The organism is Stenotrophomonas rhizophila, from assembly GCF_007667275.1.
Taxonomy (GTDB): Bacteria; Pseudomonadota; Gammaproteobacteria; order Xanthomonadales; family Xanthomonadaceae; genus Stenotrophomonas; species Stenotrophomonas maltophilia_AE.
In genome coordinates, this window is record NZ_VDQT01000002.1 from 989,522 (window position 1) to 1,014,962 (window position 25,441).

18 protein-coding genes are annotated in these 25,441 nt (G+C 69.8%); 9 read left to right on the forward strand and 9 right to left on the reverse strand.

The annotated features are described in order from the left end of the window. Positions 1-43: 43 nt before the first annotated feature. Positions 44-712 (forward strand): MliC family protein, encoded by a 669-nt coding sequence (locus FSZ13_RS10405; protein ID WP_145479436.1) that lies wholly within the window; start codon positions 44-46, stop codon positions 710-712. Between the two features lie 38 nt (positions 713-750). Here the strand turns inward: FSZ13_RS10405 and FSZ13_RS10410 are convergent, their stop codons facing one another. Both FSZ13_RS10410 and FSZ13_RS10420 read right to left on the reverse strand, forming a co-directional pair. Beyond that, positions 751-1,413 carry a DUF3011 domain-containing protein gene (locus FSZ13_RS10410; protein WP_145479437.1) on the reverse strand — a complete coding sequence of 221 codons (663 nt, stop codon included), beginning with the start codon at positions 1,411-1,413 and terminating at the stop codon, positions 751-753. Between the two features lie 469 nt (positions 1,414-1,882). Further along, complete coding sequence (locus FSZ13_RS10420) at positions 1,883-2,284, reverse strand: response regulator (RefSeq protein WP_145479438.1); 402 nt, start codon at positions 2,282-2,284, stop codon at positions 1,883-1,885. Positions 2,285-2,441: 157 nt separating this feature from the next. On the opposite strand from FSZ13_RS10420, the gene FSZ13_RS10425 reads away from it, so the two are divergent. Continuing rightward, positions 2,442-2,756 (forward strand): zf-TFIIB domain-containing protein, encoded by a 315-nt coding sequence (locus tag FSZ13_RS10425; protein WP_145479439.1) that lies wholly within the window; start codon positions 2,442-2,444, stop codon positions 2,754-2,756. Between the two features lie 43 nt (positions 2,757-2,799). Here FSZ13_RS10425 and FSZ13_RS10430 read toward each other — a convergent pair whose 3' ends face one another. The 5 genes from FSZ13_RS10430 to FSZ13_RS10450 all read right to left on the reverse strand — a co-directional run bounded on the left by FSZ13_RS10430 (position 2,800) and on the right by FSZ13_RS10450 (position 8,607). Further along, positions 2,800-3,777: a copper resistance protein B gene (locus FSZ13_RS10430; protein ID WP_145479440.1), complete on the reverse strand. Its 978-nt coding sequence runs from the start codon at positions 3,775-3,777 to the stop codon at positions 2,800-2,802. Beyond that, the gene (locus tag FSZ13_RS10435; RefSeq protein WP_145479441.1) at positions 3,774-5,549 is read right to left on the reverse strand and encodes a copper resistance system multicopper oxidase; all 1,776 of its coding nucleotides are present in this window, start codon (positions 5,547-5,549) and stop codon (positions 3,774-3,776) included. Before FSZ13_RS10435 ends, FSZ13_RS10430 begins: the two co-directional genes overlap by 4 nt. A 115-nt stretch (positions 5,550-5,664) precedes the next feature. Beyond that, entirely contained in the window at positions 5,665-6,057 is a 393-nt protein-coding gene (locus tag FSZ13_RS10440) for a CopL family metal-binding regulatory protein (RefSeq protein ID WP_145479442.1), read from the reverse strand. Positions 6,058-6,149: 92 nt separating this feature from the next. After that, on the reverse strand, positions 6,150-7,952 hold the full coding sequence (gene recQ, locus FSZ13_RS10445) for a DNA helicase RecQ (protein ID WP_145479443.1): 1,803 nt from the start codon (positions 7,950-7,952) through the stop codon (positions 6,150-6,152). 79 nt (positions 7,953-8,031) lie between these two features. Further along, entirely contained in the window at positions 8,032-8,607 is a 576-nt protein-coding gene (locus tag FSZ13_RS10450; protein ID WP_145479444.1) for a Dps family protein, read from the reverse strand. An 89-nt stretch (positions 8,608-8,696) separates the two neighbouring features. Here FSZ13_RS10450 and hrpA point away from each other — a divergent pair, with 89 nt between their 5' ends. Beyond that, positions 8,697-12,806: an ATP-dependent RNA helicase HrpA gene (gene hrpA, locus FSZ13_RS10455; RefSeq protein WP_145479445.1), complete on the forward strand. Its 4,110-nt coding sequence runs from the start codon at positions 8,697-8,699 to the stop codon at positions 12,804-12,806. Between the two features lie 42 nt (positions 12,807-12,848). On the opposite strand, the gene FSZ13_RS10460 is transcribed toward hrpA, so the two are convergent. Next, positions 12,849-13,373, reverse strand: coding sequence for a hypothetical protein (locus FSZ13_RS10460; RefSeq protein ID WP_145479446.1), 525 nt, complete (start codon positions 13,371-13,373; stop codon positions 12,849-12,851). Positions 13,374-13,478: 105 nt separating this feature from the next. Between FSZ13_RS10460 and FSZ13_RS10465 the strand changes: the two genes are divergently transcribed. From FSZ13_RS10465 to FSZ13_RS10475, 3 genes are all read left to right on the forward strand, one after another. Then, complete coding sequence (locus tag FSZ13_RS10465; protein WP_145479447.1) at positions 13,479-15,632, forward strand: RelA/SpoT family protein; 2,154 nt, start codon at positions 13,479-13,481, stop codon at positions 15,630-15,632. A gap of 29 nt (positions 15,633-15,661) precedes the next feature. Further along, positions 15,662-17,221 (forward strand): hypothetical protein, encoded by a 1,560-nt coding sequence (locus FSZ13_RS10470; RefSeq protein WP_145479448.1) that lies wholly within the window; start codon positions 15,662-15,664, stop codon positions 17,219-17,221. 65 nt (positions 17,222-17,286) lie between these two features. Next, entirely contained in the window at positions 17,287-18,123 is an 837-nt protein-coding gene (locus tag FSZ13_RS10475) for an SDR family oxidoreductase (protein ID WP_145479449.1), read from the forward strand. 28 nt (positions 18,124-18,151) lie between these two features. On the opposite strand, the gene FSZ13_RS10480 is transcribed toward FSZ13_RS10475, so the two are convergent. Next, positions 18,152-20,251: a glycosyltransferase gene (locus FSZ13_RS10480; RefSeq protein ID WP_145479450.1), complete on the reverse strand. Its 2,100-nt coding sequence runs from the start codon at positions 20,249-20,251 to the stop codon at positions 18,152-18,154. Positions 20,252-20,346: 95 nt separating this feature from the next. On the opposite strand from FSZ13_RS10480, the gene mrcB reads away from it, so the two are divergent. Genes mrcB through FSZ13_RS10495 form a run of 3 tightly spaced genes read left to right on the forward strand, consistent with a single transcriptional unit; the run spans position 20,347 to position 25,436 of the window. Continuing rightward, positions 20,347-22,785, forward strand: coding sequence for a penicillin-binding protein 1B (gene mrcB / locus FSZ13_RS10485; protein ID WP_145479537.1), 2,439 nt, complete (start codon positions 20,347-20,349; stop codon positions 22,783-22,785). A 23-nt stretch (positions 22,786-22,808) separates the two neighbouring features. Further along, positions 22,809-23,339 carry a tetratricopeptide repeat protein gene (locus tag FSZ13_RS10490; RefSeq protein WP_145479451.1) on the forward strand — a complete coding sequence of 177 codons (531 nt, stop codon included), beginning with the start codon at positions 22,809-22,811 and terminating at the stop codon, positions 23,337-23,339. A 51-nt stretch (positions 23,340-23,390) separates the two neighbouring features. Then, positions 23,391-25,436, forward strand: coding sequence for an ATP-dependent DNA helicase (locus FSZ13_RS10495; RefSeq protein WP_260844144.1), 2,046 nt, complete (start codon positions 23,391-23,393; stop codon positions 25,434-25,436). Positions 25,437-25,441 lie beyond the last annotated feature (5 nt).

Here is a 25,441-nt window from a genome sequence, read left to right on the forward strand (position 1 = left end):
GGCGCAGACTGGCCGCGTTTGCTTTCACTGCAGTGGAGTTGCCATGAACCGTTTTGTGCTGATCGGCCTGGGCGCACTTGCGCTGGCCGCCTGCAAGCCCGCCCCGAGCGATCCGGCGACGCGTGCCGCTCCGGCTACGCCGACCAATGAATCGCCGGCGCCGGTTACGTCGCCCGCGGCGCCTGCCACCGGCGCGAAGGAGGGGCCGTCGTTCGACTGTGCCAAGGCCGCCAACGACGCCGAGAAGACGGTCTGCGGCGACGGCCGCCTATCCGCGCTGGATCGCGAACTTGCCGCCCTGTACCGCGCGGCGCAGACCGGGCCGGGCGAGCTGGATGTCGCAGCCGAACAGCGCGGTTGGATCAAGGGCCGCGACGCCTGCTGGCAGGCGGTGGATGCCAATCGCTGCCTGCTGGAGTCCTACCAGACCCGCATCGTCGAGCTGCGCCTGGCGTCGCCGTCGGCACCCGCCGCGAAGGCGGTGCAGTATGCCTGCGACGACGCCAGCAAGCCGCTTTCCGTGGTGTTCTACAACGCGTTGGACCCGCAGGTGGCGGTCATCCGCTTGGGGCGCGACCAGGCCATCGCCTTTGCCGCACCCTCGGCCAGCGGCGCCCGGTATACGCGCGAAGGGGTGGAGTTCTGGGAACACCAGGGCGAAGCCACGCTGGACTTCTATGGCACGCGCCTGAGCTGCAGGATCGGCGGATGAACAACCGGCGCCGGCCCGGGGGCCGGCGCCGGTGGTGGTCAGCGTACGCGGCGGTAGCGGACCTCGTTCTGGCGGTCGCCTACTTCGGTGGTGACGAAGCCATCGCGGCTCTGGTTGATGTCGAACACGCTGTTGCCCACGTTGAGCTGGCCGCCGTTGACCCAGCCGGACAGATTCTGCCCGCGCGCCTGCGCCGACATGCGGCCGTCGGCGTCGATGCGCATGCGGATGTCGGTGTTGTACATCGGGTTGTAACCTTCGAACTCGCCGATCATCCAGTTGGGCACGTACGAGGTATGGCGCGCGCCCTGGTAGTTGTCATCGTCGTAGCGCTCATCCTGTTTGTTGGCGTTGTGCACCAGCGCGCCCAGGATGGCAGCCCCGACCAGCACGCCGGCCGCCACCTTGGCGTCGTGGTTGTCGTCATCGCGGTCATGATGGCGGTCGTCGCCGCGCACGCGGAACGAGGCGCGGCAGCCGTCGTCGACCCACACGTTGCGGCGGTCGTAGTCCCAGCTGCGGCCTTGGCGGCAATCGGCGCCGGACAGCTTGCGGTCCAGGGTGACGTAGCCGGCGTAGGGGAGGGCACAGGACTGGTAACGGTTGTCCCGGCTTTCGCAGGTGACGAAGTCATCGGCGCGGGCGTCGGCCAGCGAGGCCAGCAGCAACAACGGGGTGCCCAGCAGTATTCGGGTCTGCATGTTTCGGCTTCCAGTCAGGGAGTGGGGCCACGGCGCGACCCCGTCCGGCGAACGATGCGCAGACTTGGATGAAATCCGCATGAAAGGGTAGGCTTTCTCCGCGCCAGGCGGGCGCATATGCGGAATGGCCTTCATGCGTATACGACAGGGACTACTGGGGCTGTTGCTGCTGGCGAGCGTATGCGCCGGCCAGGCTGAAGCAGGGAATACACCGTGCTCGGGAAAGAAGGGAGGCGTCTCCCACTGTGCCGGTGGATCTTTTGTCTGCAACGACGGCTCTATCAGTGCGTCGAAGAAGGTATGCACGGTCGGCGGCGGCGCGCGGGTGGCGCCGGCAACAGCGGTGCCGGTGAGCTCCGGAAATTGCCCTTGCAGCAGCGGTAATCTGTGCACGGGGCCACGCGGGGGTCGCTACTGCCTCACACCTGCGGGCAACAAGAGCTACAAGCCGCGTAACTGATGCCTGGCCTCATGCTGCGCGGTCGACGTCGTGGTCGCCGAAGCAGGCGCGGATGGCGTCCAGCAGTTCGCTCATCGAATAGGGCTTGGGCAGGAAGTGGATGCCCGGGGCCAGCTGCGGGGTGACCCGGTCCGGCTGCAGGCCGGAGGTGACCAGCACGGGCAGGCTGGGGAACTGCTGGCGAATGCGCTGGGCGGCGTCGATGCCGCTCAGCCCGCCCAGGCAGACGTCGGTGAAGACCAGGTCGAAGCGCTCGCCGGCCTGCAGGAGGCCAAGCGCGGCTTCGGCCGAGCTGACGGCGGCAACTTCGCAGGCCTGGCTTTCCAGGGTGAGGCGGCTCAGCTCACGGGTGTCTTCGGTATCTTCGATCAACAGCACGCGCGGTTCGACGTGGCGCTTGGACAACAGCATGACGCGGGTTTCCCTGGAAATTGGAGCGGGGCGGCGCGGAGTATGGGCAGCGCCGGGTGAGGAGATCGTGCAAGCAGCGCCCTGAACGCCGGGTTTGTTGCCAAACGGTCAGGAAGGTCACGGTACAGTCGGGGTTTGTCCACTGGGAGACAGTTCCATGCAATGCCCCGTATGCACGACCCAGGCCCTGGTGATGTCCGAACGCCAGGGGATCGAGATCGATTACTGCCCGCAATGCCGGGGCGTGTGGCTGGACCGCGGCGAGCTGGACAAGATCATCGAGCGCTCGGCCGGTGCTGCCGCGCCCGCGCCGGTCCAGGCCGCCGCGCCGCAGCCGCAGCCGCAGCAGCAGGTGTACCAGCAGGTACAGCATCGCGATACGCGCCACCTGGGCCAACAGCACTACGGCGACCAGCAGGGTTACCGGAAGAAGAAGAAGGAAAGCTTCCTGTCCGACCTGTTCGATTTCTGACCGTCGCGGGAATCCCCGGGCGCATGGCGCCCGGGAGTGCCGGTCAGAACCAGACGCGGACGCCGGCCACCCAGCGTGTGTCCCGGGTGTGTTCGCCTGCCGCCTGGTGGTAATCGGCGGTGTCGCCGAACAGGCGCTCGTGGCTGATGCCGATGTACGGCGCGAAGCGACGGCTGAACTCGTAGCGCAGGCGCAGCCCAGCTTCGACCTTGTTCAGGCCGGCACCCATGCCGTGTTCGGGTTCGTCCTTGGCGGCCAGCGTGGCTTCCACCAGCGGCTGCAGGATCAGGCGGTTGGTGAGCAGTAGTTCGTACTCGACCTCCAGCGTGGCCGCCAGTTGTCCACCGTCGCCGACATACGCGGTCGCCGAGGTTTCAAACTTGTAGGGGGCCAGACCCTGGATGCCGAACGCGGCCCAGGTGCGTGAGTCCGCCGGGCGGAAGTCCTGCTTCACGCCCACCAGCACGTCCCACCACGGCGACACGCTGCGTCCGTACAGCACTTCCAGGTCGGACGCTTCGGTGCGCCCGCCACTGCGTTCGCCTTCGCTGCGCAGCCACAGGCGGTTGATGTTGCCGCCAACCCACCCACTGGCTTCCCAGGCCTGGCCGCTGCCGTGCTGGCCATCCCAATGTTCCAGCCGGTTGATCAGCAGCAGGCTGTGCACGTTGGGCGCGTGCTCCATCGCATCATGGTTGATGGGCGGGAAGGCGGCCGCACGGTCGGCGTCGGTGACCTCGGGAATGGGTTCGCGCGGCGCGCTCGGCGCGCTCGGCGCGGTGCCATGTTCCATGGCGGCGTGATCCATTGTCGAGTGGTCCATGTGCGCGTGGTCGACGTCGCCGTGATCCATGGTCGAATGGTCCATTGTCGAATGGTCCATTTTCGAGTGGTCCATCTTCGAATGGTCCACCGCAGTCGGTGCAGCAGCGGGTGTTTCATCGGCATGTGCGTGCGCATGCGACTGCGCCCACGCCGGTCCCGCGATGGCGGTGAGCAGCGCAACAGTGAGCAGCTTCATTCTTCAATCCTCACTTCGCGCATCATCCCCGCTTCCATGTGGTACAGAAGGTGGCAGTGGTAGGCCCAGCGCCCCAGCGCATCGGCGCGCACGCGGTAGCTGCGGCGGGTACCGGGTGGCATGTCGATGGTGTGCTTGCGCAGCTGGAACTCGCCGCCGGCATTTTCCAGGTCGCTCCACACGCCGTGCAGGTGGATCGGGTGCTGCATCATGGTGTCGTTGACCAGCACGATGCGCATGCGCTCGCCGTAGTTCAGGCGCAGCGGTTCGGCGCTGGCGAACGGAACGCCATCGAACGACCAGCTGAACTTTTCCATGTGTCCGGTCAGGTGCAATTCGACCTCCCGCGACGGCTCGCGGCCATCCGGATCCTCGAACAGGCTGCGCATCGCGCCGTAGGTGAGCACCTGGCGGCCGTTGTCGCGCAGTCCGATGCCGGGGTCGTCGAGCTTGGGCTCGGTGGCCGCGCTCTGCATGTCGACCAGCGGGTTGCCGTTCTCGCTCGCGGCGTGGCGTGGCGCCTTGCTGTTGCTGCCATGGCCGGCGTGGCCCATGTTGGCGCCGCAACCTCCTTCCATGCCCTTCATGTCGTGGCCCATGCCACCCATGTCATGCCCCATGTCGCTCATGGTCAGCAGCGGGCGTGGGTCGCGCGCGGGGATCGGCGCCTGCAGCCCGTGGCGCACGGCCAAGGTGCCGGCGGCGTAGCCGGTTCGGCCCATGTCCTGGCAGAAGATCGTGTACGCGTCCTGCCCACTGGGTTCGACGATCACATCGAACGTTTCGGCCGGGGCAATGCGGAATTCGTCGATGCTCACCGGGTGGATGTACTGCCCGTCGGCGGCCACCACGGTCATCTTCAGGCCGGGGATGCGCACGTCGAAGTAGGTCATGGAACCGCCGTTGATGAAGCGCAGCAGCACGCGTTCGCCACTGCGGAACAGGCCGGTCCAGTTGCCCGCCGGTGCGGTGCCGTTGAGCAGGTAGGTGTAGGTGTGGGCGTTGATGTCGGAGATGTCGGTCGGGGTCATCCGCATCCGCCCCCACATGCCACGGTCGGCGGTGGCCGCGCTCCAGCCTTCGCGCCGCACGTCGCGCAGGAAGTCGGGCAGGGTGCGCTTGTAGTAGTTGTCGTGCTCGGCGAGCTTCTTCATGCGCCGGAACAGCGCGCCCGGGTCCATGTCGGTCCAGTCCGAGAGCAGGATCACGTGCTCGCGGTCGAACCGGTACGGGGCCGGCTGCAGCGGATCGACGATCAGTGCCCCGTACAGGCCGGCCTGTTCCTGGAACATCGAATGGCTGTGGTACCAGTAGGTGCCCGATTGCCTGAGGGTGAAGCGGTAGTCGTACGCCTCGCCCGGGGCGATGCCGTTGAAGCTCAGGCCGGGCACGCCGTCCATGTTGGCCGGCAGCAGGATGCCGTGCCAGTGAATCGAGGTGGGATGGCCCTGCAGGGCGTTGGCCACGCGCACGCTGACGGTGTCGCCTTCGCGCCAGCGCAGGATCGGCGCCGGCAGGCTGCCATTGACGGTGATCGCCGGCCGGGTGCGACCGGTGAAGTTGGCCAGCGACTCGCCGATGCTCAGCTGGAACTGCTGGCCGCTGAGGACCTGCGGGGCGGTGGCCACGCGGGGGCCGGCATCGGCCAGGGCGCGCGCGGGCACGGCGCCGGCCACGCCGGCAACCACGCCGCCGGCGGCCAGGCCCTGCACGAACAGGCGCCGCGATGGCACGGGCGGAGCGCCCGCGCCGGGGGAAGAGGGGTGTGACATTGCAACTCCGAATCGAATCCGAGGGCACGCGCAGGTGCCGGCAGGACGCGCGTGCGGCAGCACGGCGTCGCGTCGAGCGGGCGTTCGTGGCGAGCGCCGGCCCGGTCAGCTCCGGTCAGGCGATGGGAGGGCGGGTGATGCGGTCCAGCGGCAGGCTGCGCAGGACGTCCTGGGTGGCCGGCAGCGGCGCCGGCGACAGCGGTGGCGGTGTGGGGATCCAGGCGATCTGGGCGGTCAGGCCCGGCTGCTGGGCGCAGTTGCGCAGGCAGTCCTTGATCCTGCAGTGCTCGCTGTCGTCGGGTGCCTGGGCAGGCGGCGGCGTGTCAGTCCGCTCGCCGTGCAGGGCGGCGTGTCCTTCGCCATGGCAGGGCGGCGCTAGGGCGTCCTCGGTCGGGGCGGCCGGCATTGCCATGGCCAGCACCATCGGACCGGCCATGGCCGCGTTCAGCCCGTTGAGCAACAGGCTGAGCATCAACACCACGCGCAGGAGCAGGCCACCGGCAGACATGGGCGCCACCTTAGCGCCAAAGCGCGGCAGGCGCACCCATCGCTGAACAGCGGGTTCAACTCTGGACGTGGGTCCGGTCGAGCGCATGCGGCTCAGCCTTCCTCGCGCACGATCTCGACCAGGCGCTCGCCGTAGCGGGTCAGCTTGGTGCCGCCGATGCCGCCGACCCGGCCCAGCGCGTCGATGCTGGTGGGGCGCTGCTCGGCGATGTTGCGCAGGGTGCTGTCGTGGAAGATCACGAAGGCCGGCACGTTCTGCTCGCGCGCCAGCTCGGCGCGCAGCCCGCGCAGCGCGTTGAACAGCGCCAGATCCTGCGGCAGCACCGACAGGCCAGTGCGCTGCCCGCTGCGGTCGCGTTCGCGGGTCTTGGCGCTTTCGCGGCGCATCATCACCTTGCGCTGGCCCTTGAGCACCTGCCGGCTGCCGTCGGTGAGGCGCAGGCCGCCGTAGGCGTCGCTGTCCACTTCCAGCAGGCCGGCCGCGACCAGCTGGCGGAACACGCTGCGCCAGGTGCGGGCATCCAGGTCCTTGCCGATCCCGTAGGTGCTCAGTTCGGTGTGGCCGAACTGGCGGATCTTGTCGTTTTCGCCGCCACGCAGGATGTCGATCAGGTGGCCCACGCCGAAGCGCTGGCCGCTGCGGTACACGCAGCTCAGTGCCTTCTGCGCGGCCACGCTGGCATCCCAGGCATCCGGCGGCTGCAGGCAGTTGTCGCAGTTGCCGCAGGGCTGCGGATAGGTTTCGCCGAACCCGGCCAGCAGCACCTGGCGCCGGCACTGCATGGATTCGCAGTAGCCCAGCAGGTGGTCCAGCTTGGAGCGCTCCAGCGCCTTGCGTTCCTCGCCGGCTTCGGACTGCTCGATCATCTGCTTGAGCAGCACCACGTCGCCCAGGCCGTAGCACAGCCAGGCCTCGGCCGGCTCGCCGTCGCGGCCGGCACGCCCGGTTTCCTGGTAATAGCCTTCCATCGACTTGGGCAGGTCGGTGTGCGCCACGAAGCGTACGTCGGGCTTGTCGATGCCCATGCCGAAGGCGATGGTGGCGCACATCACGATGCCGTCCTCGCGCAGGAAGCGGCGCTGGTTGGCCGCGCGCACCTCGGCCGGCAGGCCGGCGTGGTAGGGCAGGGCGTTCATGCCCTCCTTGCACAGGAATTCGGCGGTTTCCTCGACCTTGCGCCGCGACATGCAGTAGACGATGCCCGCCTCGTCGCGGTGCCCGCGCAGGAAATCCAGCAGCTGGCGCTTGGCGTTGTCCTTCTGGACCACGGTGTAGCGGATGTTGGGGCGGTCGAAGGAGCTGACGAAGTGCTGGGCGTTGGTCAGGTCCAGGCGCTCGGCGATCTCGCGCTGGGTGGGCGGGTCGGCGGTGGCGGTCAGGGCGATGCGCGGCACGTCGGGCCAGCGCTCGTGCAGCACGGTAAGCTGGCGGTACTCGGGCCGGAAGTCGTGGCCCCACTGCGAGACGCAATGGGCCTCGTCGATGGCGAACAGGGCAATCCGGCTGCGTGCCAGCAGCGACAGGAAGCGCCCGGTCAGCAGCCGCTCGGGCGCGACGTACAGCAGTTCCAGTTCGCCGGCGAGCAGTTCGCGCTCCACCCGGGCGGCGGTTTCGCCGTCCAGGGTCGAATTCAGGAATTCGGCGCGCACGCCGAGCTGGCGCAGCGCTTCCACCTGGTCCTGCATCAGCGCGATCAGCGGCGAAATGACGATGCCGGTGCCTTCGCGCAGCAGGGAGGGCACCTGGTAGCACAGCGACTTGCCGCCGCCGGTGGGCATCAGGACAAGCGCGTCGTTACCGGCCGCGACATGCTCGACGATCGCCTGCTGCGGACCGCGGAAATCGTCGTAGCCAAAAATGCGGTGCAGCAGTTCGTGCGCGGGGCGGGAAGACATCGCCGTAGTTTACCGGTTCCGGGGGGCGTTCCCCGTCCGGAATTCCCCCGATGGAGCATCGGGGGAACGGGCCCGGGCGTTACTGGAGGAGCGAGCGGAGCATCCAGGCGTACTTCTCGTGGGTCTGCAGGCGCTGGGTCATCAGGTCCTCGGTGGGGGCGTCGTCGGCGTCGTCGGCCACGTCCAGCACCTTGCGGGCGGTGCGGCAGACCGCTTCGTTGGCGACCACCAACTGGCGTACCATTTCACGCCAGTCCGCGCTGTCGGTCAGGCCCGGTTCCTCGGCGATCGAGGTCAGGGCGGCGAACTCGCGGTAGGAGCCCGGGGCATTGAAGCCCAGTGCACGGATGCGTTCTGCAACCTCGTCCAGGGCTGCCCACTGCTCGGTGTACTGGGTTTCGAACATCAGGTGCAGCGAGTTGAACATCGAGCCGGTGACGTTCCAATGGAAATTGTGGGTCTTCAGGTACAGCGTGAACGCGTCAGCCTGGTAGGCCGCCAGTCCATCGGCAATCTTCTTGCGATCGCCCACCTTGATCCCGATATCGATGTTGGGGGCCGACGGTGCCGCCGGTGCCGCCGGCGCCGCCGGGATGCCGGCCGCCAGCTTCTGCCGGCTGGCCTTCGGTTTCGTGGGGGATTTGGTCTTCGCCATGGGGGAGTTCCTCTTCGTGGAGTGGATGGCCTTCACAATAGATCAGACTAACCTTCAGTTGTACTCATACGTACCAAACGATTCGATTGATGACCGCTATCAAACAACCTGCCGCTTCGTCCCTGTCTTCGCAGCAGGCCGCCATCGATGGGGCCATGAGCCGGGACCGCGGGCGTCTGCTCGGGCTGTTGTCGCGCTGCCGGGCCAAACCGGCCGACGCGGGCGTCGCCGCCGCCTTCGAGCAGGCGCTGCAGGCATCGGTGCAGCGGCGCCAGGCGCGGGCACGCAACCTGCCGTCGGTCACTCTGGACGACAGCCTGCCGATTGCGCGTGAAGCCGAGCGCATCACCGCGCTGATCCGCGACCACCAGGTGGTGGTGATTGCCGGCGAAACCGGGTCGGGCAAGACCACGCAGCTGCCCAAGCTGTGCCTGGCCGCCGGGCGCGGCGTGGCCGGCATGATCGGCTGCACCCAGCCGCGACGGATTGCCGCACGCGCGGTGGCCACCCGCGTCGCGCAGGAACTGCATTCGGAGCTGGGCACCACGGTGGGCTACCAGGTGCGCTTCACCGACCGCGTCGGCGATGACACGCGCATCAAGTTCATGACCGACGGCATCCTGCTGGCCGAGATCAGCAGCGACCGATGGCTGTCGCAGTACGACACGATCATCGTCGACGAGGCGCACGAGCGCAGCCTCAACATCGATTTCCTGCTCGGCTACCTCAAGCAGCTGCTGCGCAGGCGCCCGGACCTGAAGCTGATCGTCACCTCGGCGACCATCGACACCTCGCGTTTCGCCCAGCACTTCGACGATGCGCCGGTGATCAGCGTGGAAGGCCGCACCTTCCCGGTGGAAGTGCGCTACCGGCCGCTGGAAGGCGAGGGTGGCGGCGACGCGGACGGTGGCCGCGATGGTGAACGCACGGTCAACGACGCGGTGGTGGCGGCGGTGGATGAAATCACCCGCGCCGACCCGCGCGGCGACATCCTGTTGTTCTTCCCCGGCGAGCGTGAGATCCGCGATGCGCACCAGGCGCTGGAACGGCGCAAGTACCGCGAAACCGACGTGCTGCCGCTGTACGCGCGGCTGTCGGTGAAAGACCAGGACATGGTGTTCAGTCCCGGCAGCAGGCGGCGCATCGTGCTGGCCACCAACGTGGCCGAAACCTCGCTCACGGTGCCGCGCATCCGCTACGTGATCGACCCCGGCCTGGCCCGGGTCAAGCGCTACAGTCCGCGCCAGAAGCTCGACCGCCTGCATATCGAGGCGATTTCGCAGGCCAGCGCCAACCAGCGCAAGGGTCGCTGCGGCCGCGTGTCGGAAGGCATCTGCTATCGCCTGTATTCGGAAGCGGACTTCCAGTCGCGCGCCGAGTTCACGGACCCGGAAATCCGCCGCTCCAGCCTGTCCGGCGTGATCCTGCGCATGCTGCAGCTCGGGTTGGGCCGGATCGAGGATTTTCCGTTCTTGGAGGCGCCGGACGAGCGCGCCATCGCCGATGGCTGGCAGCAGCTGGGCGAACTGGGCGCGGTGGACGACGAGCGCCGGCTGACCGCGATCGGGCGGCAGATGGCGCGCCTGCCGGTGGACGTCAAGCTGGCGCGCATGCTGGTCGCCGCCCAGGCACAGGGCTGCCTGCGGCCGATGCTGGTGATCGCCTCGTTCCTGGGGATCCAGGATCCGCGCGAGCGGCCACCGGAGGCGCGCGCGGCGGCCGACAACGCGCACGCGCTGTTCGCCGATGGCCGCTCGGAGTTCGTGGGCGTGCTGCGCCTGTGGGACGGCTACCGCCAGGCCCACGAAGACCTGACCCAGTCCAAGCTGCGCGGCTGGTGCGAACGCCATTTCCTCGGTTTCCTGCGCATGCGCGAGTGGCGCGAGCTGCACCGCCAGCTGCGCGTGCTGTGCGAGGAGCTGGGCTGGAACGAGGAGCCCGTGGACAGCGCGATGGCGCCGCTGTTGGCGGGCTCGTCGGCGCCTGCACCGGTACGCGATGACGCCGCCAAGGCCAAGGTCACCCGTGGCCAGCAGCACCGCGCCGCGCGTCTGGCCCGCGAGGGCAAGGTCGAAACACCCGCTGCGGCCGCGACGACGGCTGCCCCTGCACCGGCTGCCGCTGCCGCCGACGCGCGTGCCGGCTTCAGCGACCGCGTCCGCGCCCATGCCTACCAGACCCTGCACCGCGCGCTGATCGCCGGCCTGCCCACCCAGATCGGACACCGCAGCGACAAGGGCGATTTCCTCGCCCCGCGCCAGCGCCGCTTCCTGCCGTTCCCCGGTTCGGTGATGGCCAAGCGCCCGCCGCCGTGGCTGCTGGCCGCTACCCTGCTGGATACGCAGAAGGTGTGGGGCATGACCAACGCGGCGATCGAGCCGGACTGGGTGATCGCCGAACTGCCGCACCTGCTGCTGCGCAAGCACTTCGACCCGCACTGGTCGCGTGCGCAGGGCCAGGTGCTGGCCTCCGAGCAGATCAGCCTGTTCGGGCTGGTGCTGGCGCCGAAGAAGCCGGTGCACTACGGTCGCATCGCGCCGGGCGAGGCGCACGACATCTTCGTGCGCCAGGCGCTGGTGAGCGGTGAGATCAACACCCGTGCCAGCGTCATCGCCGACAACCTGAAGGTCCTGGAACAGGCCCGCGAAGAGGAAGCCAAGCTGCGCCGCGCCGGTATCGTGGCCGATGAGGACTGGCAGGCGCGCTGGTACCTGGACCGCATTCCGGCGGAGATCCATTCGGCCGCGGGCCTGGACAGCTGGTGGAAGGGCCTGGCTCCCGAAAAACGCCGCGCCGTGGCCTGGTCGCTGGCCGACCTGCTGCCCGGCGAGGGCAGCGACGCCGAACGCTATCCCAAGTACCTGCCGCTGGGCGATGCGCGGCTTGCGCTGCATTACCGCTTCGAGCCCGGCAGCGAGGACGACGGGGTGAGCCTGGACGTGCCGCTGCACCTGCTCAATGCATTGGACCCGGCGCGCTTGTCGTGGCTGGCGCCCGGCTTCGTCGCCGACAAGGCTTCGGCGCTGATCCGCAGCCTGCCCAAGGCCATGCGCCGCAACTACGTGCCGGCGCCGGACTTCGGACGCGCCTTTGCCGAAGCCTTCCCGGCTCCCAGCGCCGACGACCTGCGCGGCGAACTGGCGCGTTTCCTGTCCAAGGCCACCGGCGCCCAGATGAGCGCGCTGGATTTCGACGAAACCGCGCTGGACGCGCACCTGCGCATGAACCTGCGCCTGCACGATGCACAGGGCAAGCTGCTGGCCGCCTCGCGCGACCTGGACGCGCTGCGTGCCCGTTTCGGCGAACAGGCGGGTGATGCCTTCGCCGAACGTGCCGGGCGCTCGCTCGCCGCCGAAGGCCTGCGTGAGTTCCCCTCCAGCGCCATTCCGCTGCAGGTTCCCGGCGAAGCCGGTGTGCCGGCGTATCCGGCGCTGGTCGATGCGGGCGACACGGCGTCGCTGCGGATCTTCGCCGACCGCAACGAAGCGCTGGAGCAGCACCCGCGCGGCGTGCGCCGACTGCTGGAGATCGCGCTGGCCGACAAGGCCAAGCAGGCGCGCAAACAGCTGCCGGTGCCGCCCAAGACGGGGTTGCTGTACGCGGCGATCGAATCGCAGGAACGCCTGCGTGGCGACCTGGTCGATGCGGCGATGAATGCCGTGCTGGCCGACGGCCTGGGCGAGATCCGCGACCCTGCAGCGTTCGCCAAGCGGCGCGATGCCGCCGGGCGCGACCTGTTCGGGGAAGCGATGGCACGGCTGAAGCTGGCCGAGAACATCCTGGCCCATGTGGCCGAGCTGAAACCGGCGCTGGAGGCGCCGTTGATGGGCTGGGCACGCGGCAACCTGGATGACCTGGAGCAGCAGCTCGCGGCCCTGGTCCACCCCGGTTTCCTGCGCGAAACGCCCGCCGATGCGCTGGCGCAGTACCCGCGCTACCTGCGCGCGATGATCCTGCGCAGCGAGCGCGCCAAGCGCGATCCACCGCGCGACCAGGCCCGCATGCTGGAGCTGCGTCCGTTCCTGGAGGCGTTGGAAGAGGCGCAGGCGCGGGGCCTGCGCGGACGCCCGCAGTGGCAGGCGCTGCGCTGGGACCTGGAAGAGCTGCGGGTGTCGCTGTTCGCGCAGGAACTGGGTGCGAAAACCGGCATTTCGGCCAAGAAGCTGGCCCAGCGCGTGGCGGCATTGCGCCAGGCCTGAGCCGGACGCGCCCCCTGCCGGGTCGGCACGGGGCGCCGCGGCTTACTTGATGCGCTGGACCTTGGTGCGGGTATTGCTGCCCTTGACCTGCAGGTACCACGAGCCCATCAGCCCGGGCGTGACCGTCACCTCCGGATTGGTGCGGCGCACCCCCGACAGCGTGGCGTCGTCGGTCTGCTCCCACTCCTGCTGGTTGGCCAGGAGGTAGCGGCGCCCCTTGCCGAAGCCGCGGAATTCGCCCTGCAGCGTGCTGACGATCGGTTCCTTGCTGCCGAAATCGAAGAACCCGCGGGTCTTCTTGATCACTTCCTGGCGGCCTTCTTCGCGCGCTTCCTCGCGTGCCTGTTCACGCACGTCGGCGGTGACCGCCGCGACCTTGCCCTGCAGCCAGCCGTTGAGTGCGGCCAGTTCGGCCGGGTTGAGCTTGTCCAGGCCGGCAGCCTTGAATTCGGCGGGGGACATCTGCTGCTGCAGGTCGCCTCCGACAACGCGCTGGGCCAGGGCCGGCCCGGCAAGACCCAACAGCACGGCCGCGCAGGCCAATAACCTCAGACGGGAAAAACGCATGGCAGCTCTCCAGGAATGCAATTGACGGGTACGGACGACGCTTGTGATTGTCGGGCAACGATAGCAGCGCTAGTGTAGGGCTCTCTGTCTTGTCTGCATGATGCTGTGAACCGCGCTTCCGTCCCCGGCCTGGATGGCCTGTTGAACCGCCCCTCGGCCGCCGCCCTGCCGCCCGCGTTGCGCGAGGCGCTGCTGCAGCGCTGGCAGGACGCGCCGGGCACGCACGCCCCGACCGCGGCGTGGCCGGTGCTGGCCGACACCCTCGATGCACTGGCCCTGCTGTCGGCCGACGACAGCGCCCTGCTGGCCGCGTTGCTGTTCGACCTGCCCGGGCTGCGCAGCGACCTGGACGCGCTGCCGCTGGGCAGCCACAAGGCAGCGGTGGTCGGCCTGCTGGACGGGCTGGACGCAGCCGACCAGGTCTGGGCGCTGCATGCCGGCCGCGATGCCGGGCGCAACAGCGAAGGCCTGCGCCGCCTGCTGCTGTCGATCATCCACGACCTGCGCGTGGTGCCGATCCTGCTGGCGCGGCAGCTGGCGCGCATGCGCGCGGCCGACCGCCTGCCCGAGGAGGAACGTCGGGCACTGGCCCAGCTGACCCGCGACATCCACGCGCCGCTGGCCAACCGGCTGGGCATCTGGCAGCTGAAGTGGGAACTGGAAGACCTGGCCTTCCGCCACCTGGAACCGGACACCTATCGCCGCATCGCCCGCGAAGTCGATGAAACCCGGCTGGCGCGCGAGCGCTATGTCGAGCAGGTCAAGAAGGCGCTGTCGCGCGAACTGCTGGCTCAGGGCATCGAGGCCGAGGTCAGTGGGCGGCCCAAGCACATCTACAGCATCTGGCGGAAGATGCAGAAGAAGCGGCTGGCCTACGAGCAGCTGTACGACATCCGCGCGGTGCGGGTGATGGTCAAGGACGTGGCCGCCTGCTATGCCGCCCTGGGCGTGGTGCATTCGCTGTGGGCACCGGTACCCAGCGAGTTCGACGATTACATCGCCCGCCCCAAGGCCAATGACTACCGCTCGCTGCACACCGCCGTGGTCGGTCCGGAAGGGCGCACCATCGAAGTGCAGATCCGCACCCATGACATGCATGCCCAGGCCGAACTCGGCGTGGCCGCGCACTGGCGCTACAAGGAAGGCAGCAAGGGCGCGGAAAAGGCCTTCGACCGCAAGATCACCTGGATGCGGCAGCTGCTGGAGCAGTCGCAGGACGGCACGGCGGGCGAACTGGCCGGCGCGCTGGATGCGGAGCTGACCGAAGACCGGGTCTATGCGCTCAGTCCGAAGGACGAGGTGATGGACCTGCCGCAGGGCGCCACCCCGCTGGACTTCGCCTACCACGTGCACACCATGGTCGGGCACCGCTGCCGGGGCGCCAAGGTCAACGGCCGCATCGTGCCGTTGACCTACCGCCTGCGCAGCGGCGACCGCGTGGAGATCCTCACCGGCAAGGAGGCCGACCCGCGCCGCGACTGGCTGCTGGCCTCCAGTGGTTACCTGGCCAGCAACCGGTCGCGCGAAAAGGTGCGGGGCTGGTTCCACAAGCTGGACCGCGCGCGCAACGTGCAGGCCGGCCGCGACCTGCTCGATCGGGAACTGAAGCGCCTGGGCCTGCAGCAGGCGGACCTGGCTGCGGCCGCGCGCCGGTTCCACGCCGACAGCGTCGACGATCTCTACATCCAGGTCGCGCTGGGCGACACCGGGCCGCACCAGGTCAGCCGCGCGTTGCTGGAAGCCGAACGCACCGCCAGCCAGCCCGCGGTGCCGGCGATGCCGCGGCCGACCGCGCGCCGCGACAGCCTGGGCAAGTCCAAGTTCACCGTGCAGGGCGTAGGCAACCTGCTGGTACAGCTGGCGCGCTGCTGCCAGCCGGTGGCCGGCGAACCCATCGTCGGGTACCTGACCCGCACGCGCGGGGTCACCGTGCACCGTACCGACTGCGCCGCGCTGGCCCGCCTGTCGGCGGCCAGCCCGCAGCGCATCCTGCCGGTCGAGTGGGGCCAGGCGGGCGGTGGCTACGAAGTGGACGTGGTGGTCGATGCGGTCGACCGGCGCTGGCTGCTCAAGGACATCACCAACCTGATCGCGCAGGAAGATGCATATGTGCTCGACATCCACAGCGACAACGTGCGCAACAGCGGCCGCGCGCACCTGCGGCTGCGCCTGAAGGTCAGCGATTACGGGCAGCTGTCGACCCTGCTCGGCAAGCTCGACGCCCTGCCTGGAGTCAGCGACGCGCGGCGTCTGGGCTGAGCTCACGTGACCCGCGCTACGCTCAGGGAATGAGCCGTCACCCGGACCATGAGGACGCCGCCCATGCCGCCCTGCGCCGCGTGCGGCGCGAGGGTCGCTGGTGGTGGCTGCAGGCCCGGCATGCGCGGCGCATCTGGGCGTGGGCGCTGCTGGTGGCGGTGCTGGTGTTCGCGCTGCTGGTGGCCTTCGGCCGCCCCCTGGCCACCTGGTTCTGGAACGAGCCGCAGGTCGAGCAGCTGCTCGACCGCGGCGACCGGGCATTGGCCGCAGGACGATTGAGTGCTGCCGACGGCAGTGGCGCGCGCGAGCTGTACGACGCCGCGCTGGCGCTGGACAGCGATCGCCCGCAGGCCCGCGCGGGCCTGGCACGCACCGGGCGGGCCGCCCTGGTGCAGGCGCGCGCTGCGCTGGATGCCGGTGACACCGCAGGCGCGCAACGTGCGCTTGCGCTCGCGCGCGAGCTGCAGGTGCCACAGGCGGAGGCCGACGCGGTGGCCCGGCGGCTGCGCGCGCAGCAGAACAGCGGTGCCGGCATCGGCGCGCTGCTCGGTCGCGCGGAATCGGCCCTGCAGGCCCGGCGCCTGGACGGCAGCGATGACAGCGCGTTGCCGTTGTTCCAGCAGGTGCTGGCGCGCGCACCCAACCACCTGCGCGCGCTGGAAGGACGCGAGGACGCGTTGTCGGACCTGTTGCAGCAGGCGCGTGCGACGGCCGCACGCGGCGATGTCGCGATCGCGGCGGCGCAGGTCGTGCGCGCGCGCGATTTCGATCCGGGGCATGTAGACCTTCCCGCCACCGAGGCCGCGCTGAATGCAGCGCTGGAGGCGCGCCTGCGCGAGGGCCAGTGCCTGCAGCGCCGCCAGCAATGGCGACCCGCCGGCACGGCGTTCCAGGCGGTGTTGGCGGCACGGCCGGACGACGCTGCCGCACGCCAGGGGCTTTCCCAGGTGATCGACGCGCTGCTGGCGTCCTCGGCGCGGCTGGCGGACGACTTCCGCTTCGACCTGGCGACGCGCGCGCTGGCGGATGCCCAGGCACTGGGTGCCTCGACAAACCAGCTGCAGGCGGCGCGGCAGGCGATCACCCGGGCGCGCGAGGCCGATCGCGCCCTGACCGCGCCGGCCGTGCCGGCCGCGCAGCGCCAACAGAGCATACGAACCCTGCTCGCGCGCTTCGAAGAGGCAGCAGCGCGGGGCGACATCCTGTCACCGCCAGGTCGCAGCGCCTACGATGCGTTGCGTGAAGCGCAGGCGATCGCGCCACGCGACCCGCAGGTGCGCGCGGCGGCACAGCGGCTGCTGCCGGCGACCCGGCAGTGCGTGGAGGACCGCCTGCGCGAGAACCGCGTGCAGGCCGCCGGTGACTGCCTGGAGGCCTGGCAGGCGCTGTCGCCCGGCGGTGCGCAGGCCGATGCCCGGCAGCGGCTGGGACAGCGCTGGCTGGCCATCGGCAGCGAACGCCTCGGCCGCGGCGACGTGCAGTTCGCGCAGGAAGCGCTGCGACAGGCGGCGCGCTGGGGCGTGGCTGACACGTCGGCAGACTACCTGGCCCTGCAGCAACGCCTGCGCGATGTCGACGCGCTGCGCTGAGCGGTGCGGCGCGGCATGCCGGGTGGGTCCGTTATAGTGCGCGCTTGTTTCCTTGAGGAGGTGCCATGACGGTCCTCGTTTCCGGCGCCACCAGCCAGATCGGTCGATTCCTGCTGCCACGGCTGGTCGACGCCGGCGTACCGGTGCGTGCGCTGAGCCGGCATCCGCAACCGGCGCAGCCCGGGGTCGAATGGCAGGCGGCGGACATGCGCGCGTTGCCGGTGCCCGCGCAGGCGCTGCAGGCCATCGTCAGCTTCGCGCCGCTGGATGCGTGGGGCGACTGGCTGGCGCGCCAGCAGGTGGCGCCGGCGCGCAGGATCATCGTCACCAGCTCGATGAGCGTGCTCACCAAGCAGGGATCGGCGCAGCCGGACGAACAGGCGCTGGTGGCCCTGCTGCAACGCGGTGAGCGCAACCTGGCCGAGCAGGCCGACCGCCTGGGAATGCAGTGGACAGTGCTGCGGCCGACCCTGGTGTATGGCGCGGGGCTTGATCGCAGCCTCACCCCGATCGTGGCGCGCGCGCGCCGCACCCGCGTGTTCCCGATCCCGATGGCGCATGGCCTGCGCCAGCCGGTGCACGCCGACGACATCGCGCTGGCGGTGATGGCCGCGCTGCAGGGCGATGCCGCGGCCGGGCAGACGCTGCAGATCGGCGGTGGCGAGCGGCTGGACTACCAGCAGATGTTCCAGCGCGTGCATGCCAGCATTGGCACCACCACGCTGCCGCTGTATGTACCGGGCGTCGCGCTGCGCGTGCTGGCCGCGGCCGTGCCGCGTGCGCGCGGGCCGGTGTCGCGCCTGGAACAGGACCTGGTGGCCGACAACGCCGCACTGGCCGCCACGCTGGGCGTGCACCCGCGGCCTTTCACCCCGACCCCGGATACCTGGCGACCCCGCTAGCGCCGGGGTTCCATCCGGCCGGCGCCCGTCACTCCAGGAACACCCGGCGTACCGTGGCCTGGGCGGCGTCCAGCGAAAAATGCTGCTGCACGTTGCGCAGCCCGGCCACCGACAGGTGCTGCCACAGCGCCTCGTCGCGATACAGCCGCACCACTGCCGCGGCGAAGGCGTCGGCGTCATCGGCGATGAGCACATCGTCGCCATCGCGCAGGTGCATGCCTTCGACCGCGCACGTGGTCGCCACCACCGGCTGCCCATGCGCCATGCTCAGGTTGACCTTGCCCTTCACGCCCGCGCCGAACCGCAGCGGCGCCACGGCAATGCGGACCTCGTCCATGTACGGGGTCACCACCGGCACGAATCCGTGGATCTCCACGCCGGGCTGGCGCGCCGCCAGCGCCTGCACGACCGGCGGCACGTCTGCGCCGATGCAGTGGAAGCGCACCTCCGGCAGCTGCGCACGGATGCGCGCGAAGACGTCGCCGATGAACCACTGCATCGCGTCCACGTTCGGCGGATGGCGGAAACCGCCCACGAATACCAGGTCGCGGCGCGCGCTCCAGGGCGCGCCCGCACCGGCAACCTCGTGCAGGTTGGAGATCAGCTCCACCCGCACCGCGGGCGCGTCAACCTGCAGCTGCGCGCGCTCGGCATCGCTGACCAGCACGGTGATGTCGCTGCCGGCCATCACGGCCAGCTCCCGCGTGCGCGTGCGTTCGGCGTTGCGCAGCAGCCCGGCATCGCCGGCCAGTTCGGCGCCGCGGCGTTCGCGCAGGTAGTGCAGGTCGACGGTGTCGAACACCCGGCGCGCCTGCGGGGCGTAGCGGCGCAGCAGCGGCAGACACTCGCTGGCCACGTGGTGGCGCACCATCATCGCCACGGCGAAGCGCGGACCGTGTTCGCGCAGCCAGGTGCCGACGCCTTCCAGGTACGGCGCGTACCAGACTTCCACGCCCAGCTTCTGCAGGGCCTCGGTGGCGGCACCGCCATGTTCGCGCCGGGTCGGCACGAACACCACGTGCGCGCCTTCGGCCAGCAGCATGCGGATCAGGTTGTACTGGCGCAGCGAACCCGAATCGCGGTCAGGCTGCGGGACCAGTTCGTCAAGGATCAGGACCTGGCGCTGCCGGCGGTGCAACAGCGCAGGCGTGGGCACGCTGCCGGGCGCCGGGTGGTCGGCCAGCACCGGCGCCCACTTTGCGGCGAACACGCCGCGATTGCGCACCTGGTAGGCCTTGATGCCGCTGCCGGTATCGGTGCCGTTGCTGGTGCCTTCGTCGTGCACGACCCGGCTGGCCGGCTGCACCAGCACGCGGTAACCGGCGGCGCGCACCGCGAACGCCAGGTCGGTGTCTTCGTAATAGGCGGGGCGGTAACGGGTGTCCAGGCCGCCCAGCTGGTCCCACAGCGCACGGGGCAGCATCAACGCCGCGCCCGAGCAGTAGTCGGCATCGCGCAGCGCGCTGTAGCGCGGATCGTCGGGCGACTCGAAGCGACCGTAGCTCCACGCACTGCCATCGCTGAACACCACGCCGCCCGATTCCTGCAGGCGGCCATCCGGATACAGCAGCTGCGAGCCGACCAGGCCCGCCGCCGGGGTGGTCCCGAAGGTCTCCAGCAGCGCGTCCAGCCAGCCCGGTTGCGGCACCGTATCGTTGTTGAGCAGGACCACGTAGTCGCCGCGCGAGCGTGCGACGCCGTCGTTGCAGGCCTCGATGAAACCGCCATTGGCGGCGCGCACTTCGTAGCGCAGGCCCCGGACCTGCGGCATCCACTGCACGGTCTCATCGCTGCTGCCGTCGTCCACCACCAGGATCTCGCAGGCAACCTGCGGCGGGTGGGCGGCCAGCGCCCGCAGGCAGGCCAGGGTGTGCGCGACGTGGTTGTACACCGGGATCACAATGCTGACCCGCGGTTCAACGCTGGAAGGCACTTCGAACGGCGCGAAGGCTTCGGCCGGGGGCAGGTACAACGGCGCCCGCTGGGGCGGCGGCAGCGACCGGGTGTGGACCCGGATGCGCTGCCAGGTGGCCTGCCAGCCCCGGGTCCGCAGGCTGGCCACGCTGCGCCGGAACAGGCCGATCATGCGGTTCAGGAAGTAGCGTAGATCGGCCAAGGATGTCGACATCCCGTTACAACTCCAGCTAAGCGGGGAAAACCGGGGGACACGCGCGCCACCATGGCTGCGATAGACTCGCCGGACTTTTACATTCTTGCATGCCCGTGCCCCGACGCTACGATTCCGACGACATCGACGAGTTCGAAGACGACACCGAAAGCCGGTCGCCGCTGTGGCGCCGCCGCCTGGTCACCGCAGCGATGGCGGCGGTGGCGCTCGCGCTGGGCTTCCTGATTCCTTACACCGTGTACCTGAACACCCAGGTCACCCAACGCTTTGGCGAACTGCGCTGGCAGATTCCCACCCGCGTCTATGCGCGGCCGCTGGCGCTGGCGCCGGGCGTGGCGATGGATGCGCAGACCCTGAAGACCGAGCTCGCCGCCTCGGCGTACCGCGATGACGGAACCGGCAAGTCGCCGGCCACGTTCAGCCAGGAGGGCGGTCGCTTCATCGTCTCCAGCCGCGGCTACAACGATGTCGATGGCAAGGTGGCGCCCCGCCGCATCGAGCTGAGCCTGTCCGGTGGGCAGGTCGCCTCGCTGCGCGATGCCGACAGCCGCAAGGCGCTCAAGGCCGCGCGGCTGGATCCGGCGCGCATCGCCACCCTGTACGGACAGAAGCAGGAAGAACGCCGGCTGGTGCGGCTGGAGGACACCCCGGAACTGCTGGTCACCGGCCTGCAGGCGGTGGAGGACAAGGACTTCAACCGCCACCACGGCATCGACCTCAGCGGCATCGCGCGCGCGGTGTGGGTCACCGTGCGTTCCGGTGGCCAGAGCCGGCAGGGCGCGTCGACGCTGACCCAGCAGTTGGCCCGCAGCGGCCTGCTCGGGATCGGCAAGGAACAGACCGTCACCCGCAAGTTCAATGAAGTGCTGTACGCACTGATCATGGAAGCGCGGTACGACAAGCGCACCATCCTCGAGGCCTACCTCAACCAGGTCTACCTGGGCCAGCGCGGCAGCCAGGCGATCCACGGCATGTCCTCCGGCGCCGAATTCTGGTTTGGCCGCGACCTGTCCTCGCTCAACACCGAACACATCGCATTGCTGATCGGGCTGGTCAAGGGCCCGTCGTACTACGATCCGCGGCGCAATCCCGAGCGCGCGCTGGACCGCCGCAACTTCGTACTCGGCAAGCTGCATGAGAACGGCCTGATCGATGACGCCGAGCTGCAGCGGGCGCTGAAGGCCCCGCTGGGCGTGCCCAAGACCCCCGGCCTGATCGCCGCAAACCGGTTCCCCGCGTACGTCGACCTGGTGCGTCGCCAGCTCGGCCACGACTACCCGGAAGCGGTGCTGCAGGGCGCCGGCCTGAGCGTGATGACCGGCATGGCCCCGTCCGCGCAGGCCTACGCCGAAGGTGCGGTGACCAAGACCCTGAAGTCGCTGGAGAACAAGCGTCGCCCCGAGCTGCAGGCCGGCCTGGTGCTGACCGACGTGCACAACGGCGACGTGCTGGCCGTGGTCGGCAGCCGCGATGTGTCCGAACCGGGCTTCAACCGCGCCATCGAAGCGCAGCGCCAGGTCGGTTCGCTGCTCAAGCCGTTCGTCTACCTGCTCGCGCTGGCGCAGCCGGACAAGTACTCGCTGGCCAGCTTCGTCGATGATTCGCCGGTGACGGTGCAGCTCAGCCGCGGCAAGCGCTGGACCCCGGGCAACGCGGACAACCGCAGCCACGGTACCGTGCGCCTGATCGATGCGCTGGCCAACTCCTACAACCAGGCCACGGTCCGGGTCGGCATGCAGGTGGGCCCGGAGCGGGTCACCCAGCTGATCAACGTGCTGGCCGGCCTGAAGGCGGAAAGCAATCCGTCGGTGATCCTGGGCGCGACCGACCAGAGCCCGTATGCGATGGCCCAGCTGTACCAGTTCCTGGCCTCGGGCGGCGAAATCCAGCCGCTGCATGCGGTGCGTGGCGTGCTCGACCCGCAGGGCAAGCTGCTCAAGCGCTACGACAAGACCCCGGCGCCGGCGCAGGAAGGCGACTCGATCGCCGCCAACCTGATCAGCATCGCGCTGCAGCAGGTGGTCTCCAGCGGCACCGCGCAGCGGCTCAACGCCGACGGCCTGGCGCGCCTGCAGGCGGCCGGCAAGACCGGTACCTCCAATGACGGTCGCGACAGCTGGTATGCCGGCTACACCGGCGACCACCTGGCCGTGGTGTGGATGGGCAACGACCAGAACGCGCAGACCGGCCTGTTCGGCGCCACCGGCGCGATGCGGGTCTGGTCGGGCATCTTCAGTCGCCTGCCGAGCGCGCCGTTGAAGGTCAGCAACAAGGGCCTGGACTGGCAGCCGGTGGAAGCCGGTGGCAGTGCTGCCACCGACGACGCCTGCCCCGGCGCGCGCCGGTTCCCGTTCGTGGTTGGCTACGCGCCGGCCTATTCCGCCTGCGTGGCCCCGACCGCATTGCCGGAAGGCGAGGGCGGCGAGGGCAGCGAAGGCGGTGGCTGGCGCAGCTGGTTCGGGCTGGACAGGAAGCCCGACGCGCCGGCCGAACCGGCCCAGGCCGCACCTGCGGCAACGCCCCCCGCTCGATGACCCGCAACCCAAGGCAGGCCTCCATGACCACGTCCCGCACCGCTCTCCGTACTGCTTCCGTGCTCGCGCTCGGCGTCGCGCTGTCCGCCTGCATGTCGACGCCGCCGCCGGTGAAGCCGCCGGTGGATACCACCACGCCGGCCCAGCGCATGGCCGCCGTGGACGCCAGCGCCGGCAAGGACGACAAGGAGCTGGACGTGCAGCCGCTGCGCGATGCCGCAGTCGAAGACCTGCGCGTGGCAGCCCGGGCCAAGCGCCAGGCCAATGACCTGGCCGGCGCCGCGGAGGCGCTGGACCAGGCGCTGCAGATTTCCGAAGGCGACCCCTCGATCCTGCAGGATCGCGCGGAAATCGCCCTGCTGCAGGGCGACTGGGCTGCAGCCGAAACGCTGGCGCGCAAGTCGGTGGAGCTGGGTTCGAAGACCGGTCCGCTGTGCCGCCGCCATTGGGCCACCATCGAACAGGCGCGCCTGGCGCGCGGCGAGAAGGAAAACGCGGTGTCGGCGCATGCGCAGCTGGAAGGCTGCACCGTGCCGGGCATCAAGCGGTACTGACGGCACCGCGGCGGGGCAGAGCCCCGCTCGACGGGCGGGTATCATTACGCCATGTCCCGCCTTGCCCATGCCAGCAGCGAAGCCCTCAGCGAGGGTGGAACGCTCGCCAGCCAACTCGATGCGTTCGTCGCGCGACCGGCGCAGCTGCGCCTGACCACCGCGATCGCCGAGGCCTTCGACCAGCGCGAGGTGCTGCTGGCCGAGGCTGGCACCGGCACCGGCAAGACCTTCGCCTACCTGGTGCCCGCGCTGCTGTCCGGGCTGAAGACGATCATTTCCACGGGCACCCGCGCGCTGCAGGACCAGCTGTACCACCGCGACCTGCCGCGGGTCCGCGCGGCACTCGGGACCGGTCACAGCAGCGCGCTGCTCAAGGGCCGCTCCAATTACCTGTGCCGCTACCGCCTGCAGCAGGCGCGTGGCGAGCCGCGGTTCACCTCGCCGCAGGACGTAGCGCTGTTCCAGCGCATCCTGGCGTGGTCGGGGCGCACCCGGTACGGCGACATGGCCGAACTGGAAGCACTGCCCGACGATTCGCCGCTGTACCCGATGGTGACTTCCACGGTCGACAACTGCCTGGGCACCGAGTGCCCGTTCTGGCACGACTGCTTCGTGGTCCAGGCGCGGCAGCGGGCGCAGGCGGCCGACGTGGTGGTGGTCAACCACCACCTGCTGCTGGCCGACCTGGCGCTCAAGCAGGAGGGATTCGGCGAGATCCTGCCGGGTGCGCAGGCGTTCGTCATCGACGAAGCGCACCAGTTGCCGGAGCTGGCCGCCGCGTTCTTCGGCGAAGGATTCGGCATGCGCCCGTGGCAGGAACTGGCCCGCGACTGCCTGGCCGAAAGCCGCAGCGTGGCCGGTGCCCAGGCCGCGCTGCAGGCGCACGCCGGCGCGCTCGAACAGACCCTGCGCGAACTGCGCACGGCGATGGACGGGCTGCCGGCGCGCGGCACCCAGTGGCGCGCGCTGGCCGTACCGCAGGTACGCGACGGCTTCGATGCGGCGATGAGTGCGCTGACCGGATTGCGCGACGTGCTGGACGGCGTGCGCACGACATCGCCGGGGCTGGATGCATGCCATGCGCGGGCGCTGGAGGCGGTGTCGCGGCTCGCGCGCTGGCTCGGCGACGATGCCCCGCTACTGGACTTCGACGCCGACCCCGAACAGGCGCCCGCAGCAGCAGAGGTGCTGTGGTACGAGCTGACCCCGCGCGGCTTCCGCTGCCAGCGCACGCCGATGGACGTGTCCGGGCCGCTGCGTGAGCACCGCGAGCGTTCGATGGCGGCCTGGGTGTTCACCTCGGCCACGCTGACCGTGGACGGGCAGTTCGCGCATATCGCCCAGCGGCTGGGGCTGGACGATCCGATCACCCTGCTGCAGCCCAGTCCGTTCGACTGGAGCCGACAGGCGCTGTGCTACCTGCCTGCCGGCCTGCCGGATCCGGCCGCGCGGGGTTTCGGGACGGCACTGATCGGCGCGCTGACACCGGTGCTGGAAGCGTCCGGCGGCCGCGCGTTCCTGCTGTTCGCCTCGCACCGCGCGCTGCGCGAGGCCGCAGAGGCGCTGCGCGATGCGCCGTGGCCGCTGTTCGTGCAGGGGGAGGCGCCGCGCGCAACGCTGCTGCAGCGTTTCCGCGACTCGGGCAATGGCGTGCTGCTGGGTTCTGCCAGCTTCCGCGAAGGCGTGGACGTGGTTGGCGATGCACTGAGCGTGGTGGTGATCGACAAGCTGCCGTTCGCCGCGCCCGACGATCCGGTGTTCGAAGCGCGGCTGGATGCGATACGCCGCGACGGCGGCAATCCGTTCCGCGATGAGCAGCTGCCGCAGGCGGTGATCGCGCTCAAGCAGGGCGTGGGCCGGCTGATCCGCAGCGAGACCGACCGCGGCGTGCTGGTGCTGTGCGATCCGCGGCTGGTGAGCCGGGGCTACGGCCGTACCTTCCTGGATTCGCTGCCGCCGTTCCGGCGTACCCGCTCGCTGGACGATGTGCGCGGCTTCTTTGCGCCACAATGGGGCATCGACACGGCCGACGTTCCGGTGGCCCCGGTGGTCGCTGCGGCGCCGCACGACGATGTCTTTCCCACTTCCCTGTTCTGACCTTC